The organism is Streptomyces sp. NBC_01591 (assembly GCF_035918155.1).
GTDB lineage: Bacteria > Actinomycetota > Actinomycetes > Streptomycetales > Streptomycetaceae > Streptomyces.
In genome coordinates this window covers 354776-370001 of record NZ_CP109328.1, presented here as the reverse complement: position 1 = coordinate 370001, position 15226 = coordinate 354776, and the positions used below count along the sequence as shown (strand labels likewise).

At 71.2% G+C, this 15226-nt stretch carries 13 protein-coding genes; all 13 read left to right on the top strand.

From position 1 onward, the window contains the following. Positions 1-7 precede the first annotated feature (7 nt). The 13 genes from OG978_RS42675 to OG978_RS42615 all read left to right on the top strand — a co-directional run bounded on the left by OG978_RS42675 (position 8) and on the right by OG978_RS42615 (position 15172). A complete protein-coding gene (locus OG978_RS42675; protein ID WP_326770473.1) occupies positions 8-1114 on the top strand; it encodes a pyridoxal-phosphate dependent enzyme in 1107 nt (368 codons plus the stop codon). Continuing rightward, positions 1111-2364, top strand: a complete 1254-nt coding sequence (locus OG978_RS42670; protein ID WP_326770472.1) for an ATP-grasp domain-containing protein — start codon at positions 1111-1113, stop codon at positions 2362-2364. The genes OG978_RS42675 and OG978_RS42670 overlap by 4 nt, the downstream gene beginning before the upstream one ends. Then, positions 2357-3610 carry an ATP-grasp domain-containing protein gene (locus OG978_RS42665; RefSeq protein ID WP_326770471.1) on the top strand — a complete coding sequence of 418 codons (1254 nt, stop codon included), beginning with the start codon at positions 2357-2359 and terminating at the stop codon, positions 3608-3610. The genes OG978_RS42670 and OG978_RS42665 overlap by 8 nt, the downstream gene beginning before the upstream one ends. Further along, positions 3588-4838: an MFS transporter gene (locus tag OG978_RS42660; RefSeq protein ID WP_326770470.1), complete on the top strand. Its 1251-nt coding sequence runs from the start codon at positions 3588-3590 to the stop codon at positions 4836-4838. Before OG978_RS42665 ends, OG978_RS42660 begins: the two co-directional genes overlap by 23 nt. Beyond that, the gene (locus tag OG978_RS42655) at positions 4835-6253 is read left to right on the top strand and encodes a diaminobutyrate--2-oxoglutarate transaminase family protein (protein ID WP_326770469.1); all 1419 of its coding nucleotides are present in this window, start codon (positions 4835-4837) and stop codon (positions 6251-6253) included. The genes OG978_RS42660 and OG978_RS42655 overlap by 4 nt, the downstream gene beginning before the upstream one ends. A 187-nt stretch (positions 6254-6440) precedes the next feature. After that, positions 6441-7682 (top strand): MFS transporter, encoded by a 1242-nt coding sequence (locus OG978_RS42650; protein WP_326770468.1) that lies wholly within the window; start codon positions 6441-6443, stop codon positions 7680-7682. A 19-nt stretch (positions 7683-7701) separates the two neighbouring features. Then, the gene (locus tag OG978_RS42645; RefSeq protein ID WP_326770467.1) at positions 7702-8898 is read left to right on the top strand and encodes a glycosyltransferase; all 1197 of its coding nucleotides are present in this window, start codon (positions 7702-7704) and stop codon (positions 8896-8898) included. A gap of 43 nt (positions 8899-8941) precedes the next feature. Beyond that, positions 8942-9637 carry an HAD family hydrolase gene (locus tag OG978_RS42640; protein ID WP_326770465.1) on the top strand — a complete coding sequence of 232 codons (696 nt, stop codon included), beginning with the start codon at positions 8942-8944 and terminating at the stop codon, positions 9635-9637. 43 nt (positions 9638-9680) lie between these two features. Continuing rightward, positions 9681-10727, top strand: coding sequence for an aspartate-semialdehyde dehydrogenase (locus OG978_RS42635; protein WP_326770464.1), 1047 nt, complete (start codon positions 9681-9683; stop codon positions 10725-10727). Further along, the gene (locus tag OG978_RS42630; protein ID WP_326770463.1) at positions 10724-11815 is read left to right on the top strand and encodes an amino acid kinase family protein; all 1092 of its coding nucleotides are present in this window, start codon (positions 10724-10726) and stop codon (positions 11813-11815) included. Before OG978_RS42635 ends, OG978_RS42630 begins: the two co-directional genes overlap by 4 nt. 45 nt (positions 11816-11860) lie before the next feature. After that, on the top strand, positions 11861-12880 hold the full coding sequence (locus OG978_RS42625) for a TauD/TfdA family dioxygenase (RefSeq protein WP_326770462.1): 1020 nt from the start codon (positions 11861-11863) through the stop codon (positions 12878-12880). 53 nt (positions 12881-12933) lie between these two features. Beyond that, entirely contained in the window at positions 12934-14163 is a 1230-nt protein-coding gene (locus tag OG978_RS42620) for an ATP-grasp domain-containing protein (RefSeq protein ID WP_326770461.1), read from the top strand. Position 14164: 1 nt separating this feature from the next. Continuing rightward, positions 14165-15172, top strand: coding sequence for an ATP-grasp domain-containing protein (locus OG978_RS42615; protein ID WP_326770460.1), 1008 nt, complete (start codon positions 14165-14167; stop codon positions 15170-15172). Positions 15173-15226 lie beyond the last annotated feature (54 nt).

The window sequence follows — 15226 nt, the reverse complement described above, 5'->3', positions numbered from 1 at the left end:
TGGTGCCGTGCTCGATCACATCGCGGACGCGATGAAAGAGCCTGATGTTGTCCGGCTGGACCGCAATGTCCATGTATTGCGCTTCGAAATGATGAAGCTCCACTCGGCGCTCGAAGCGGTACGGCGGCTCCTGGCCGACGGAGTTGTCAAACCCGGCGACACCCTCATGGACAGTTCGAGCGGCACATATGGCCACTCGCTCGCCCTGGCCTGCCACAAGTACGGAATGAAATGCCGCATTGTCTGCTCGACCAAACTCGACGACACCATGCGCCGGCAGTTCGAGATGCTGGGTGCGCGGGTCGACCAGGTCGAAATACCGGCGGGCCCGCTGGTCGACAAGATGGACCAGCGTGCCCGCCTCGACCGGGTCGCCGAGATCCTCGACACCGAGGACGACGTCCACTGGATGCAGCAGTACCACGACGACGTGCACTACCTCGGCTACCGTGCCTGCGCCGACCTGCTCCTCAAGGAGTTCGGCGGCGCACCGCTCACTCTGGTCGGCGGGGTGGGTACGGGGGCCTCGACCGGCGGACTCACCTCGTATCTGCGGGAGATGGGCGCCGATGTCACGCTCGTGGGCGTCCAGCCCTTCGAGAGCGTCACCTTCGGCAGTGAGCCCGTCGAGGACCCGGTGGCCAGCATCTCCGGGATCGGCAGCCCCATCGTCATGCGCAACGTGCGCTACGAGCTGTACGACCGGGTGCACTGGATCGGCTACGAGAGCGCGGTGGCGGCCACGACCGCACTGCTGCGACGGCACGCCGTCTACGCCGGCATGTCCTCGGGCTGCAACTACCTGGCCGCCACCTGGGAGGCCGCGCACGCTCCGGAGCGCCCGTGCGTCTTCATCGCGGCCGACACCGGACACCGCTACGCGGAGAACGTCTACGGACGCCCGCAGGGGGACGAAAGCATCGAGTCGCTGACCCCGCGCCGTATCGACGCACTCGACCAGCTCGCCTTCCCCTGGTCGGTCATGGACTGGAAGCGCCGCGACTTCCAGCCGCTCGGCGCGGTCCGTCCCCGCACCGACCGTCACAAGAAGTACGTCGCCTCCGTACCCGGCGCCGCACCCGCCCCTTCGCGCAGCAAGGAGGTCCTGCTGTGAGCAATTCGCTTCCCGCGCCCGCCGGGCGCAATCTCATCGCTCTCGAATGGCTCCAGTTCGGCCTGGGCCGGCTGGTGGCCGCCGCCGAGAAGGAGGGACTCACCGTCCACCTCCTGACCGAGAACCGCCGGGAGTACGCGCACGAGCTCGCCCGCCTCGACAGCCCGCACCTGGTGGTGCACGACGTGGACACCCACGACGTGCGGCAGGTCGTCGCGGTGGCACGGGAGATCGGTGACCTGACAGGGCTGCTCAGCACCACCGACACCTGGAGCCTGGTCGCCCTCGCCGCCCGTGAGCAGCTCGGGCTGCCGGGACAGCCGCCCGAGGGGGTGCGCCTGGTCCGTGACAAGGCCCGGCTGCGCCGCCGGCTGTACGAGTACGGGCTCTCCCGCTCCGCCGGCTCCACGGTCACCAACGCGGACGACGCCTCCACCCTGGCCTGCCGGGTCGGTCTCCCCCTGATCGTCAAGGACAGCTCCGGCACGTCGAGCGAGCACGTCTGGCTGGCCCGCACAATGGACGAACTCGTCGGCGTCCTGGCCGAGATGCGGACCCGCACGCTTCGCGGGACGCCGACCGCCGAGCCCTACTTCCTGGGGCCGCTCTACAGCGTCGAGACGATCACCTGGGAGGGGCAGACCCGGGTGATCGGCCTCAACAGCCGCATCATGTCCGCGCCCCCGGCCTTCCGGGAGGAGGCGCTGAGCTTCCCCGTCCGGCTGCCCGACGGGCCGGCCGACGAGCTCGCGCAGTGGATCGAACGGGTGCTCAAGGCCGTGGAGTACGAGGAGGGCTTCGCCCACACCGAGTTCATCCTGGGGGACGACGGCTTCGAGGTCGTCGAGATCAATCCCCGGCTCGGCGGTGCCCTGGTCGGCGAGGCCATCTCACGGGCGATGGACATCAACCTCTACGAGTCCTTCGTCGACCTCGCCCTGCGTCGCCGCCCCGCCCTGCTCGACACCTCTCCGACTCCCCGTCGGGGCGTCTCCCACGTGCTGCTCTACCCCCCGCACCCCGGCGTCTACCTGGGCTGCGAAGGGCTGGAGGCGCTCCGCGGGCATCCGGGCGAGCCCGCCCTCCACTCCTCGCTGCCGCCGGGCACGGACGTGCGGACGGTCACGAACCAGGACGGCTGTGTCGCCATGGTGCTCGCCACCGGCGCCACCAGTGAGACCGCGCTCCAGAACGCGCTCTCCGCCGCCGGCGAGGTGCGGATCCGGATGGCGGGTGACGGCGATGTCTGAGCAGCCGCTCCACCTCCTCGTCCTCAGCGGCTGGGCCGGAGTGCCGGAGGCGGCGCTCGCGCTCGGCTTCGACGTGAGCTTCATCGGCGACACCACCGAGTTCTCCGCGGATGACCGGGAGATCCTCGCGTGCTGCCGGTTCGTGCACGAGACACCGGCCGACCGGACCGCCGCCGTGCTGGCCGCCGCCCGCCGTATCCACGAGGCGCAGCCGCTGCACGCGGCCGTCTCCTTCGGGGAGTTCGGCACCGAGAGCTCCGCCGTCGTCGCCGACGCCCTCGGCATCCGCGGGCTCTCCCTGAACACGGTGGCGGCCACCCACTACAAGGACCTGATGCGCGACCTGCTCGCCGGCCACCCCGGGCTCGCACTCGCCTGGGCGCGGGTCACGGATCCCGCCGGACTCCGGAAGTTCCACGCCCGCCAGGGGGTGCCGATGGTCATCAAGCCCGTGTCCGGTGCGGGAAGCGTCGGCGTGCGCCAGATCCTCACCGAGGAGGAGCTGTGGGCGACGCTGGACGACGACCGGTTCTGGCGCGAAGGCCCGTACCTGGCCGAGGAGTTCGTGCCGGGCGACATGGTCTACAGCGTGGAAACGGTAACCCTGGGCGGCCGTCATCACATCGCCGGGGTCTCGGCCGGCCGGCTCTCCACGCATCCGAATCTGGCGATCACGGAGATCTCCGTACCGCCGCCGCCCCCGTACGACACACCCCTCCCGGAGATCAGCCGTACGGTCCTGGCCTTCCTCGACGTGCTCGGCCACGACTGGGGGCTCACCCACACCGAGGTCAAGATCGCCGCTGACGGCCGGCCCGTGGTCATCGAGTCCCAGCCCCGGATCGGCGGCATGCGGATCTGGCGCATGGTCGAACACGCCACGGGCGTGGACGAGATCGGCACGGTCCTGCGCAGTCTGCTGCCGGACGGCGCGGATGTCAGCTCCCCGCACCTGCCGCCGTACACGGCGGTGGGGAAGTGCCTCTCGCTGACACCGCCCCGCAAGCGGGTCCGCGCCACCGCCGACCCCGGGCTGCTGCGCGGGATCGAGGGGGTCGAGGACTTCGAGATCTCCATCCGGCCGGGGGAGGTCCCGGCTCCCGTGACCGACAACTCCGGCGGACGCCCCGGGCTGATCTGGCTGCGGCTGCCGGACCACGCGGCGGCCGAGCAGGTGCAGAAGGAGATCTCCCGCACGTACTGGGTGGAATACGAGGACGGCGATGTCTGGCATCCGTCGTTCTGAGCTGTGGTCCGGGGTGGTCGGCCTCCCCGGACCGCTGCGCTTCCTGCTCGTGACCTCGTTCTTCATGCCGCTGGCCAGCTTCATGATCCTGCCGTACCTGGCGATCCTGCTGCACGACCGGCTGGGCATGGCGATGGGGCCCGTCGGGCTGCTGCTCGGGGTCACCTCCTTCCTGCAGTTCGCCGGGGCTCTCGGTGGCGGTCTGGTGGCCGAACGGATCGGCTGGAAGCGCTCCATGGTGACCGGGCTGACCGTACGGACGGCGGGCTTCGCGCTGTTCGCGGTGGGCCTGACCAAGCCGGCGGTGGCCGTCGTCGCCGTGCTGCTCACCGCGCTGGGGGACACCCTCTACTCCCCCGCCAACAAGGCGTACCTGGTCTCGGAGGTCTCCGAGGAGCACCGTCCGGTCCTGCTGTCGGTGAACAACTCGGCCCTCAGCTCCGGAATGGCCCTGGGCACTTTGGCCTCCGGGCTGCTGATCTCCCGGATGCCGCTGCTGGTGTTCACCGTCGTGGCCGTGATGTTCGCGGCGATGACGGTGACGCACCTGGTGCTGCTTCCGGGCACGCCGGCCACGGCGTCGGCCGCCGCCGCCCGGGACCGACGCGGCGACTGGGGACGGGCGTTCCTGACCGCGCCCGTCCTGGTCGCCCTCGCGACCGCGTACGTCTACTGGTACTTCCAGAACTACCTGGGCCTCTTCGTCACCGCGACGCACTCGACGTTCCTGTACAGCACGGCACTGATACTCAACAGCGCCCTGGTGGTGCTCGGCCAGCCTCCGGCGGCACGCTGGATCGGCCGGATCCGGTACGTCACCGCCGTGCTGATCGCCTTCCCCGCCCTGACGCTGGGGCTGCTCGTCCTCGCACGGCCCGGGGTCGCCTTCGTGCTGCTCGGCACGGTGCTGATCAGCGTGGCCGAGGGGGTGCTCTTCCTCAAGAACGAACTCGAGGCCCTGCGGGCCGTACCGGACCGCCCCACTCTGGCGGTCGGCAGCCAGCGGCTGGCGCTCGGCGGCGGTTCCCTGCTCAGCGGGATCGTCGGCGGACAGCTCTACGCCGTCTCCCAGCCGGGCGGCTCCACGGGACAGTTCTGGCTGTACGCCGCCGGGCAGGCCGTCGTCGTCACGGTCCTCGCCGCGGCGGCCTGCCGGGTGCGCCGTACCGGGCGGCCCGCGCACGTACCCGCGCTCAGTGCCCCGTCCTCCTCCAGGAGTGAATCATGATCGTGCCCACCCGTCTCCCCGCGTCCGCCTACCCGGCCCCCGCGCGCACGCAGGACGCCCCGCGCTACCGGGGGCCGTCCGTACGCGGCCCGCTGCCCGGTCCGCGCAGCGCGGAGCTGCTCGAACGGCAGGCCCGGCGCGAGTCCAACGCCCGCACGTATCCCCGGCGGCTGCCGTTCGCGGTGAAGCGGGGCGAGGGCAGCTTCCTCGAGGACCTCGACGGCAATGTCTTCCTCGACTTCCTCAGCGGAGCCGGCGTCCTTCCGCTGGGCCACAACCCCCCGGAGCCGCTCGCCGCAGCCCATCGACAGCTGGACGAACTCGTCCACGGACTGGACTTCCCCACCCCGGTCAAGGACGAGTTCACCGAGTTGACGCTCGGGATGCTCCCGGGGTCCATGCCCTCCCGTACGAAGATCCACTTCTGCGGGCCGACCGGGGCCAACGCCGTCGAGGCGGCGCTGAAGCTGTGCAAGACGGCCACCGGGCGCACTGACGTGATCAGCTTCCAGGGCGGCTTCCACGGCAGCTCCCTGGCCACCCTCTCCATCACCGGACTGGTCGCGCAGAAGGCCCCGGTCGGCGGCCGGATGCCCGGGGTGCACTTCTTCCCGTACGCACACTGCCACCGCTGCCCGCTCGGCCTGAAGCGGAACACATGCGCGGTCAACTGCGCCGGATACCTGGAGCGTTCCCTCACCGACCCCAACGGCGGCATCCCGCTCCCGGCCGCCGTGATCCTCGAACTGGTCCAGGGGGAGGGCGGGGTGATCCCCGCCGATCCCGAATTCGTGCGGCGGCTGTGGGCGGTGACCCGGGAACTGGACATCCCGCTGATCGTGGACGAGGTGCAGAGCGGCTGCGGGCGCACTGGGACCTGGTTCGCCTTCGAGCAGTACGGCATCGAACCCGATGTCGTCGTCGCCTCGAAGGCGCTGAGCGGAGTGGGGCTGCCCGCCGCGGTGATCCTCTACGACAAACGCCTCGACGTGTGGCTCCCCGGCGCGCACAGCGGCACCTTCCGCGGCAACCAGGCCGCCTTCGCCGCGGGCGTGGCGACCATCGAGGCGGTCCGCAGGGACGGCGTGCTTGCCAACGTACGGGAGCGCTCCGCCCAGCTCACCCGGCGGCTGACGGAGCTGCGCGCGCTGACCCCGCGGGTCTCCGACATCCGCGGGCTGGGTCTGATGACCGGAGTGGAGCTCGCCGACCCGGCGACCGGAGAGCCCGCCTCCGAGCTGGCGCTGCACGTCCAGCGCGAGGCACTGCTACGGGGGCTCATCATCGAGCTGGGCGGCCGGGACGACGGCGTACTGAGACTGCTGCCCCCGCTGAACTGCACCGCGGCGGAGGTGGACACGGCGGTGGACATCCTGCACGCCGCACTGTCCAGGGCCCTCATGACGGCCGGCTGACGCCGGCTGTCGCGCGCCGGCCGCTGCGAACCTCAGCTTGCTGCATTGCAAGTTCTTCCCCGGGCGCCGGGGTACCGGCGCATTCACGCCCCGGAAAGAATTGCGGAACCACGCCGTATCACTGGAATTCCCTGCCGTCCGTCATCGCCCCGGCGGGCAACGGAACCGATTCCCCGGAGTACATGAAATGGTTCGCGAACAAGGATCCGCCACGAGCCCCACCCGGCTCCGTGCGGCCCGTGCAGGTCTCACCGGTGTGTTCTTCGTCAACGGCGCGCTGTTCGGCACCTGGGCCTCGCGGGTCCCCACCATCAAGGAACAGGTCGACGCGGACACCGGGGTGCTGGGGCTGACGCTGCTGGGTATCGCGTTCGGCGCGCTGCTCGCGAAGCAGCTCGCGGGCCAGCTGGTCACCCGGGCCGGGACCGTCCCGGTCACCCGGGCCGGCGCCGCGCTCGCCTGCCTGACGCTGCTCCCGCCGGCCTTCGTGCACGGCCCGGCCAGGCTCGGCGTGGCGCTCGTGCTCTTCGGCGCCGCCATGGGGCTGATGGACGTCGGGATGAACGCGCACGGCGTGGAGCTGGAGCGGCTGCGCAGGCGTCCGGTCATGTCCTCCCTGCATGCCTCGTTCAGTGCGGGAGGGCTCGCCGGAGCGCTCTTCGGGGGCGTGATGGCGGCGCACGGCGTCAACCCCCGTACACACTTCGCACTGGTGGCGGTGGCGCTGGGCGTGCTCGCCGCGGTGGCCTCGGTACGGCTGCTGCCCACGCGCCCGCCCCGGCAGCGGGACGCCTCGCGCGCCTGGGTCCCGGTCCCCCGCCGGCTGCGGCTGCCGCTCACCCTGCTGGCCGTCACGGGGCTGTGCGCCGCGGCCGGGGAAGGGGCGGCCGCCGACTGGAGCGCGCTGTACCTGCACGAGGACCTGGGCCGGTCGGCCGGCTTCGCCTCCCTGGGATACGCGCTGTTCTCCGTGGCGATGGCGGCGGGGCGGCTGGCGGGCGACCGGCTGACCGCCCGCTGGGGCGGTCTGCGCACCGTGGTCTGCGCGGCGGCACCGACCGGGACGCTCTTCGGCCTCTCCCTCGCCTCCAGTGACCCGCTCCTCGCCCTGTGCGGATTCACCGCACTCGGGCTCGGTCTGTCCGTCGTCGTGCCCGTGGTCTTCTCCATGGCGGGCGGCCTGGGCGGCGAACGGTTCGGCCCCGCCCTCACCTATGTCTCCAGCATCAACGGCACCGGGATGCTGATGGGTCCGCCGCTGATCGGTTTCGCCGCCGAGGCCGTCGGCCTGCGCGCGGCACTCGGGCTCGTCAGCCTCCTGGCCGTGCTCTCCGCCGTGCTGATGTGCACCTTCGCCGCGCATCAGCGAAGGAATTCGTCGCAGCACGTCTCCGAATACACCCCGAAATCCACCTCCGCCACCGCCTGACGGATCTAAGGAAGAGAAAATGCCTGGAATTCAGCCCACCGATCCGCATGTTCTCGCCACCGCGGTCGCCGACATTCTGGTCGTCTCCGCGGACCCGGAATCCCGTCGCAGCTGCGTCTTCTTCTGGGAGAAATACCGGTCGCTGGTCCTGGACGTGGAGCGGGCCGCGGAAAAGCTCGACGACCCGGAGCTGCGCTCCCTGACGGGCGCCCTGCGCGCCGCCCCCGAGGACCCGGCCCGTCACCGCGCCCTCGTCCGCGCGCTCGTGGCGGCCGACCCGGCGTCCCCCACCACGGCCGCGCTGTTCGACGCGGCCTGGCGGGCCGAGCGCGACAACCGTCTAGGCCACCACCTCGGTGCGCGCTACCGGGCCGGCGCGGCTCCGCTGCCCCTCGAAGAACTGCGGGCGACGGCACCGCGCAACGCCCCCTGCGCGGCGGCGGACGCGCCCGTCCTCGTCGTGATCCCCTTCCGGGACCGCGACACCGACGGCACCCGGCTGCGGAACCTGTTGGCGTGCCTGCTCTCGCTCGGCGACCAGTCCTTCCCGCGCGAGCGGTTCCGGGTCGTGGTCGTGGAGTCCGACGACCGACCCCGCTGGCGGGAGGTCATCGAGCCGTACGTCGACCAGTACCTCTTCGCCCCCAAGCCGGACACCTTCAACAAATCCTGGGCGGTCAACGCCGGTGTGGTGCACACCGGGGGCGAGGCCGAGGCCATCTGCATCCTGGACGCGGACGTCCTCACCGACCGCGACTTCGTCGCCCGCAACGTGGCCCGGCTGCGGCGCCCCGGCACGGGAGGGCACCTCACCTACCGGAACATGCTGGGCATGACCGCGGAATCCACGGCGCACGCCGTGCGCCGCAGGGTGTTCGAGGGTGCGGCCGAGGCCGACCCCGAGGAGGTACGGGGCTTCGTGGTGCGCCGCCCGCCGGGCGCCTGCCTCTGGGTGCGCGCGAGCGTCTTCCACCGGATCGGCGGCATGGACGAGCGGTACGAGGGCTGGGGCGGCGAGGACACCGACTTCGCCTACCGCATGGACTTCGCCTCCGCCTTCGACAACTTCGACGATCCACTACTGCACATGAACCACCCGCCCGCCGCCGTACTCAGGGAGGACGGCGAACTGGTCAACGCCCATATTCCGTGGCTCAGCTGGGACCCCGAGGAGCCGATCGGCCGGATCGACCGCTTCGCTCCGGCATCCCGCTGACCACCCCTCACCGAACAACCCCCTTGTCGACGAAGGAGCCCGAATGCCCGTCAAAGGCTGCATGTTCGACTTCTCCGGCACGCTCTTCCACCTGGAGAGCCCGCAGGACTGGCTGCGCGCCGTCCTCACCGAGGCCGGAACGGACACCGCCGAGGACGAGATCCACCACTGGGCGCAGCGGCTGCGGGAGGTCGGAGCGGTTCCCGGCGGTCCCGCTCCCCGCCAGGTGGACCCCGCCCTGGAACAGCTGTGGCGGGAGCGTGACCTGGACGCCGTACGGCACCGGAAGGCGTTCACCGGCCTGCTGCACGCGGCCGGGCTGCCCTGGCCCCACTTGGCCGACGCGCTCTACGAACGCCATATGACAGCTCCGGCCTGGCAGCCCTATCCGGATACCGCGGAGGTGCTCCGCACGCTGCACGGCGCCGGGATTCCCATCGCCGTGGTCAGCAACATCGGCTGGGACCTGCGTCCCGTCTTCCGGGCGCACGGCCTCGACCGGTTCGTGGAGGCGTACGTGCTGTCGTTCGAGCACGGCGTCCAGAAGCCGGACCCGGAGCTCTTCCGTACCGCCCTCACCCTGCTGGGCCTGGACGGCGCGGACACCGCGATGGTCGGTGACGACCGCGTGGCCGACGCGGGGGCGGCCGCCGTCGGTGCCGCCGTGCACTTCGTCGACGCGCTGCCCGTGTCCTCGCGTCCCGGCGCCCTGCTCCGTCTCCTGCCCGACCTGCGATGAGTTCCGCGCCCGCACCGCGCGTACCCCAGCGAAGGGAAGCATCATGCCGCACACCCCGCACGACCCCACCGCGCCCCGGATCGCCCTGGTCGGTGCCACCGGCGCGGTCGGCGAGACACTGATCGGTCTCATCGAGGACCGGTCCTTCCGCTACCGGGAGATCCACCTCGTCGCCTCGCCCCGCTCGGCCGGGCGCACCCTGGAGGTGGACGGCCGGGACCATCGGGTATCAGCCCTGGACACCTTCGACTTCTCCTGCGTCGACCTCGCCTTCTTCTCCGCCGGCAGCGAGGTCAGCAGGAAGTGGGCACCGGTGGCGGCCGGTCAGGGGGCGCTGGTCGTCGACAACACCAACGCCTTCCGGATGGACCCCGACACCCCGCTCGTCGTCCCGCAGGTCAACGCGGAGACGCTCACCCGGCGCCCCGCGAGCGGCATCGCCGCCAACCCCAACTGTTCGACGATCCCGCTGGTACGGCTGTTGCGTCCGGTCGAGGACCGGTGGGGCCTGAGCAGGGCCGTGGTCAGCACGTACCAGGCCGCCTCCGGGCGTGGGCACTCCGGGACGGCGGAGCTGTACGAGGCCACCCGGGCCGCACTCGAGGACCCCTCGGAGCCCGGCCCGCAGGTGGAGTTCAGCCCCACCCTCGCCTTCAACGTGATTCCTTTCATCGACGAGCTCCTGGACAGCGGCTTCACGATGGAGGAGCAGAAGATGCTCCAGGAGTCCCGGAAGATCCTCGGCCTGCCCCACCTCGACGTGACCACCACCTGTGTGCGCGTCCCCGTGCGGAACGGGCACTCCGAGGCCGCCTGGATCGAGTGCGACGACGTGGTGGACCGTGCGGAGCTCGTCGCCCTGCTCGCCGCCCTGCCCGAGGTCACCGTGCACGACCGGGACACCCCAGGTGCCTTCCCCACCCCGCGCACCATCGACGAGGCCAACCACGTCCACGTGGGCCGCGTCCGGGTGAGCCCGCACAATCCTCGCGGCTTCTGGCTGTGGGTCGTCGCCGACAATCTCCGCATCGGCGCCGCGCTCAACGCCCTCCAGATCGCCGAGGAACTCGTCGCGCGGGGCGCGCTGTGACCCCCGTCGGCTCCGTCGCGGTGCTCAAGTTCGGCGGCTCCAGCTTCGCCGCACCGGAGGCGTACACCGAGCTGGCCCGCGCGCTCCGCGCACGGATCGAGTCCTCCCGGCAGCGCCTCGCGGTCGTGGTCAGCGCGATGCCCGGGGAGACCGAGCGGCTCCGGGAGCGCCTGCACGAGGTGGCCCCGTACCCCGGGGACGACCGGGTGGCCGGACTGCTCACCCTCGCCGACACGGTCAGCGCGCAGCTGCTCGCCGCAGCGCTGCACCGACTGGGACTGAGCACCACCGTGCTGGCCGGGCACGAGACCGGGTTCACCACCGACGAGACCTTCATGTGGGCCCGGCTGGAGCGCATCGACCCGGAACCGCTGCGCCGCGCGCTCGCCTCCCACGAGGTGGTCGTCGTCCCCGGCGGCCAGGCCGCCGACGGGCGCGCCCGTCCCACCTGGCTGGGCAAGAACAGCTCCGACCTGTCGGCGGTCGCCGCGGCCGTGGCGCTCGGCGCCGCACAGTGCGAGATCCACTCCGACGTGGAGGGCATCCACAGCTGCGACCCCAACCAGGTCTCCGGCACCAGGCTGCTGCGGGAGGTCTCGTACGCCGACGCCACCGCCATGTCCCGGCACGGCGCCAAAGTGCTGCACCACCGCGCCGTACGCCTCGCGGAGCGGCACGGCATCGAGATCCGCTGCCGGCACAACAAGGAGCCGTTCACCCCCGGAACGGTCATCGGCCCGGGGAAGTCGTCCGCCTCGGCCGTCGTTCTCAACCTCCGCTCCCGCGTGCTGGAATACCCGGACGACAGCACTGCGGACCTGGCCCACCGCGCCTTTCGCACCGACGGCGTGCAGTCGCTCCGGCTGACGGACGGCCCCCGGGTGGCGGTGATCGGCGGCTACGCGGACCAGCGGGAGTCCCAACTGCGGCACGGCGTCGACCCCGGGCGCACGGCCGGTGTCCCGGTCACCGCGCTCCACGGAGGGCGCGGAGTCGTCCACACCGCCGGGGACGAGGCGGCGGCCGTACGGCTCGCGCAACGCCTGCACGACGGCCCAGGACCTTCACCCTCCCCCGCCCGTGTCTGACCCCGGGCCCGCGCGGAATCCCTTGAAGTCGGAAGGAGTACGTACATGACAGCGCCCGCACCCGCCCGCGCGGCGGTATCCACCCTGGTCACGATCGACCTGCCGGACCCGGTACGTGACGCTCTCGGCGGCCGTCTGGCCGAGCTGCCCGGACCGGGCCGCGACATCGACTGGCTGATGACCCGATACCTGCAGATCTTCGCCCAACTGCCCACCCCCACGCTGCAACAGCTCCTGGACTTCGGGCGGCACTCCGACACCCCCGGCGTCGGGTACGTCCGCAACGCCCCGGTCGACCCGTGGCTCCCGGACACCCCCCGGGACGGCGGTCCTTGCCCGGACAAGAGCACCTTCGTCGCCGAGGGGGTGCTGCTGGGGCTGAGCGGGCTGCTAGGCGAGCCGGTCGGCTTCGCCACGGAGAAGAACGGACAGCTGGTGCACGATGTCGTCCCGGTGCCTGGGGGCGCCATGACGCAAACCAACCAGGGGTCCTCCGTCTTCCTCAACTTCCACAACGACATCGTCCACGACGAGAGCGGCCGCTACGACCTGGCCGGCCCGGACTTCCTCGTCCTCAGCTGCCTGCGCGCCGACCACGAGGAGATCGCGGGCACGTACTACGCCGACGCCCGGGACATCTGCCGCGCCCTGGACCCGGCGACCCTGGAGATCCTGCGCAGCCCGCTGTTCCGGATGAACGCCCCCGGCAGTTACGTGCGGGAGGTCGCGGGCGGCGGCGAGGTGCTCTCCGACCCGGTCCCGATGATCAGCGGCCCCGAGTCCTGCCCCGAGGTCTCCGCGGCCGCCAACGGGATCCGCGCGCTGGACGGGCGGGCCCGCGCCGCGCTCGACCGGCTGCAGGAGGCCTGCCGGGAGGTCGCCCACGAGGTCTTCCTCCGCCCCGGGCAGGCGCTGCTCATCAACAACCGCAAGGGCCTGCACGCCCGTTCCTCCTTCACGGCGCGGTACGACGGCCGGGACCGGTGGCTCCAGCGGACGTATGTACGCCGCAGCCAGTGGACCATCCGCCACCGGGCCACCCCCGGCTCCCGGCGCCTGCACTGAGTGCGCGCCGGCCCCTCACGTCCACGCGGCATCGGAAGGCGAGACACCCGACCATGACCACCACGACCCCCCCGAACGACGACGCGGACCCGCGGATCGCCGTCATCAACTACGGCCCCCGGCTGGACTATCCGGCCATGTTCCCCGAGTGCCCGGACCGGCTGCACGTCTTCAGCCACCACGAGCTGGAACACACGGAGGGGCTGGCCCACTACGAGTACGTGCCGGGGTGCGAGTCCGTCCCGTACGCGGAGCTCATGATCCGCAGGATGGCGCGCGAGCGGCCCTTCACCCACGTCATCACCGACAACGAGTACGACCTGGAGCGGGCCGCCCGCATCCGGGAGGACTTCGGCCTCCCGGGCCAGTCCTCCGCGAGCGCCCTCTCCTTCCGCGACAAGGCCGTCATGAAGGAGACCGCGAGCCGGACCGTGCCCGTGCCCGACTTCGTACGCCTCGCCGCTTTCGCCGACCTGACGGAATTCGTCGAGAAACACGGGTATCCGGTCGTCGTCAAGCCGGTGAAACAGGGCGGCTCGCGCGACATCTCGGTGCTGCGGGGCGAGGACGACCTCATCGACTTCAGCCGACTGCCCTGGCGGGAGGACCTGATGGCGGAGGCGTTCGTCGAGGGTCCGATGTACCACATCGACGCGGTGCTCTCCGGCGGCTACCGCTTCGTGGCCTCCTCCCGCTATCTGCGCAGCTGTCTGGGGGTCTTCTCAGGGCAGAACAACGGATCGGTGCAGCTGCGCTCGGACAGCCCCTTCGCCCGCCGCCTGGAGAGCTATCTCGACCAGGTCCTGGAGGCCTTCGAGACACCTCCGACGAGCGCGTTCCACCTGGAGGTCTTCCACACGCCCGACGACGAGCTGGTGCTGTGCGAGATCGCCTCACGGGTCGGCGGCGACCGGATCCCCGCACTCACGCTGGCCACCTACGGAGTGGACCCGCACGCCGCCGTGTTGCGCCTGTCCTGCGGGCTGCCCGTGCCCGCACCGTCCCAGGACCCGCCGGCCCTGGTGCACGGCTCCGTCTCCGTACTGCCCCAGGGCCGCCCGGTGCGGGCGCCGGGGAGGCCGCCGTTCCCCTGGGTGCGGCACTACGAGGTGAACGAGAAGCTCGCGCCCGGCGAGACCACCCGGCACAGCGCCCACCACCTGTGCTTCGCCATCGTTTCCGGGGACGGGCCTGAGCAGGTGGAGGAGCGGCTGCTGGCGACTGAGAACTGGCTCATGGAGAACCTCGTCGAGGGCGTCGAGAACATCGAGGAAGGCGACTGACATGCCGTACAAGATCCTGGTCCTGGTGTCGGGAGCAGAGGAGTTCGAGCTCGACAACCAGTCACTCGTCCCCAGCGCCCTGCTGCGCGACGGCCACGACGTGCACATCGGGAACGTCCACACACTCGCCCTGCACGACTCCGTGCTCGTGTGCGACCGTACGCGACTGACCGCCCCGATCGCCCCCGGCGACCCCTTCCCGGCACCGCAGACCCCGCACGGGCCGACCGAGGACTTCGACCTGGTGTGGGTGCTCGCCGGGCCCCACCCCGACGCGGGCACCGAGTACTTCCAGCTCCTGTGGTTGCTCAACCAGCGGGTTCCCTTCGTGAACGGCGCGAGCGCCCTCTTCTTCCTCAACTCCAAGGTCACTCTCGGCGCCCTCGTGCCTCCCGGGCACCGGCCCTCCTCGTACGTGTCGAACGACTCCGGTTTCCTGGGCGGGCTCGTCTCCGACGTCGCGGACCGCCCGTGGATCCTCAAGCCGCCCAACGAGGGCTGCGGCGCCGATGTGTACGTCGTCAGCGCCCAGGACCGCAACAGCGCGGCGCTGCTCAGCTCGGCCACCGGCAACGCCACCTCGCGGTACGACAGTTACGGCCGCACCGTCATCGGGAAGGCCGAGCGCTACGCCGTTCTGCAGGAGTACCTCCCGCATGCGCGCACCCACGAGAAGCGCGTGATCCTCGCGGGCGAGAACCCCGTCTCCGGCTATCTCCGCTTCCCCCTGGACAACGACAACCGGGCCAATGCCACCATCGGCGCACGCTACGAGAGGCTGCAACTCACCCCGGACGAGGAGACCTTCGTCCGCGCCATCGGGAAGCAACTGAGGGACCACGGCATCCACTTCGCGGGGATCGACCTGGCGTATCCGCACGTGATCGAGGTCAATCTGGAGAACCCCGCCGGTCTCTGCTACCACCAGCGGGCCACCGGCGAGGACCAGTCCACCGAGGCCGTACGGGCCGTGCTGGACTCGCTGCGCACCGCCGGGAAGCTCCCGTAACCCCGGATCCGTACATGTCTCCGCCCCCGGCGCACGAGCGTCCGGGGGCGGAGA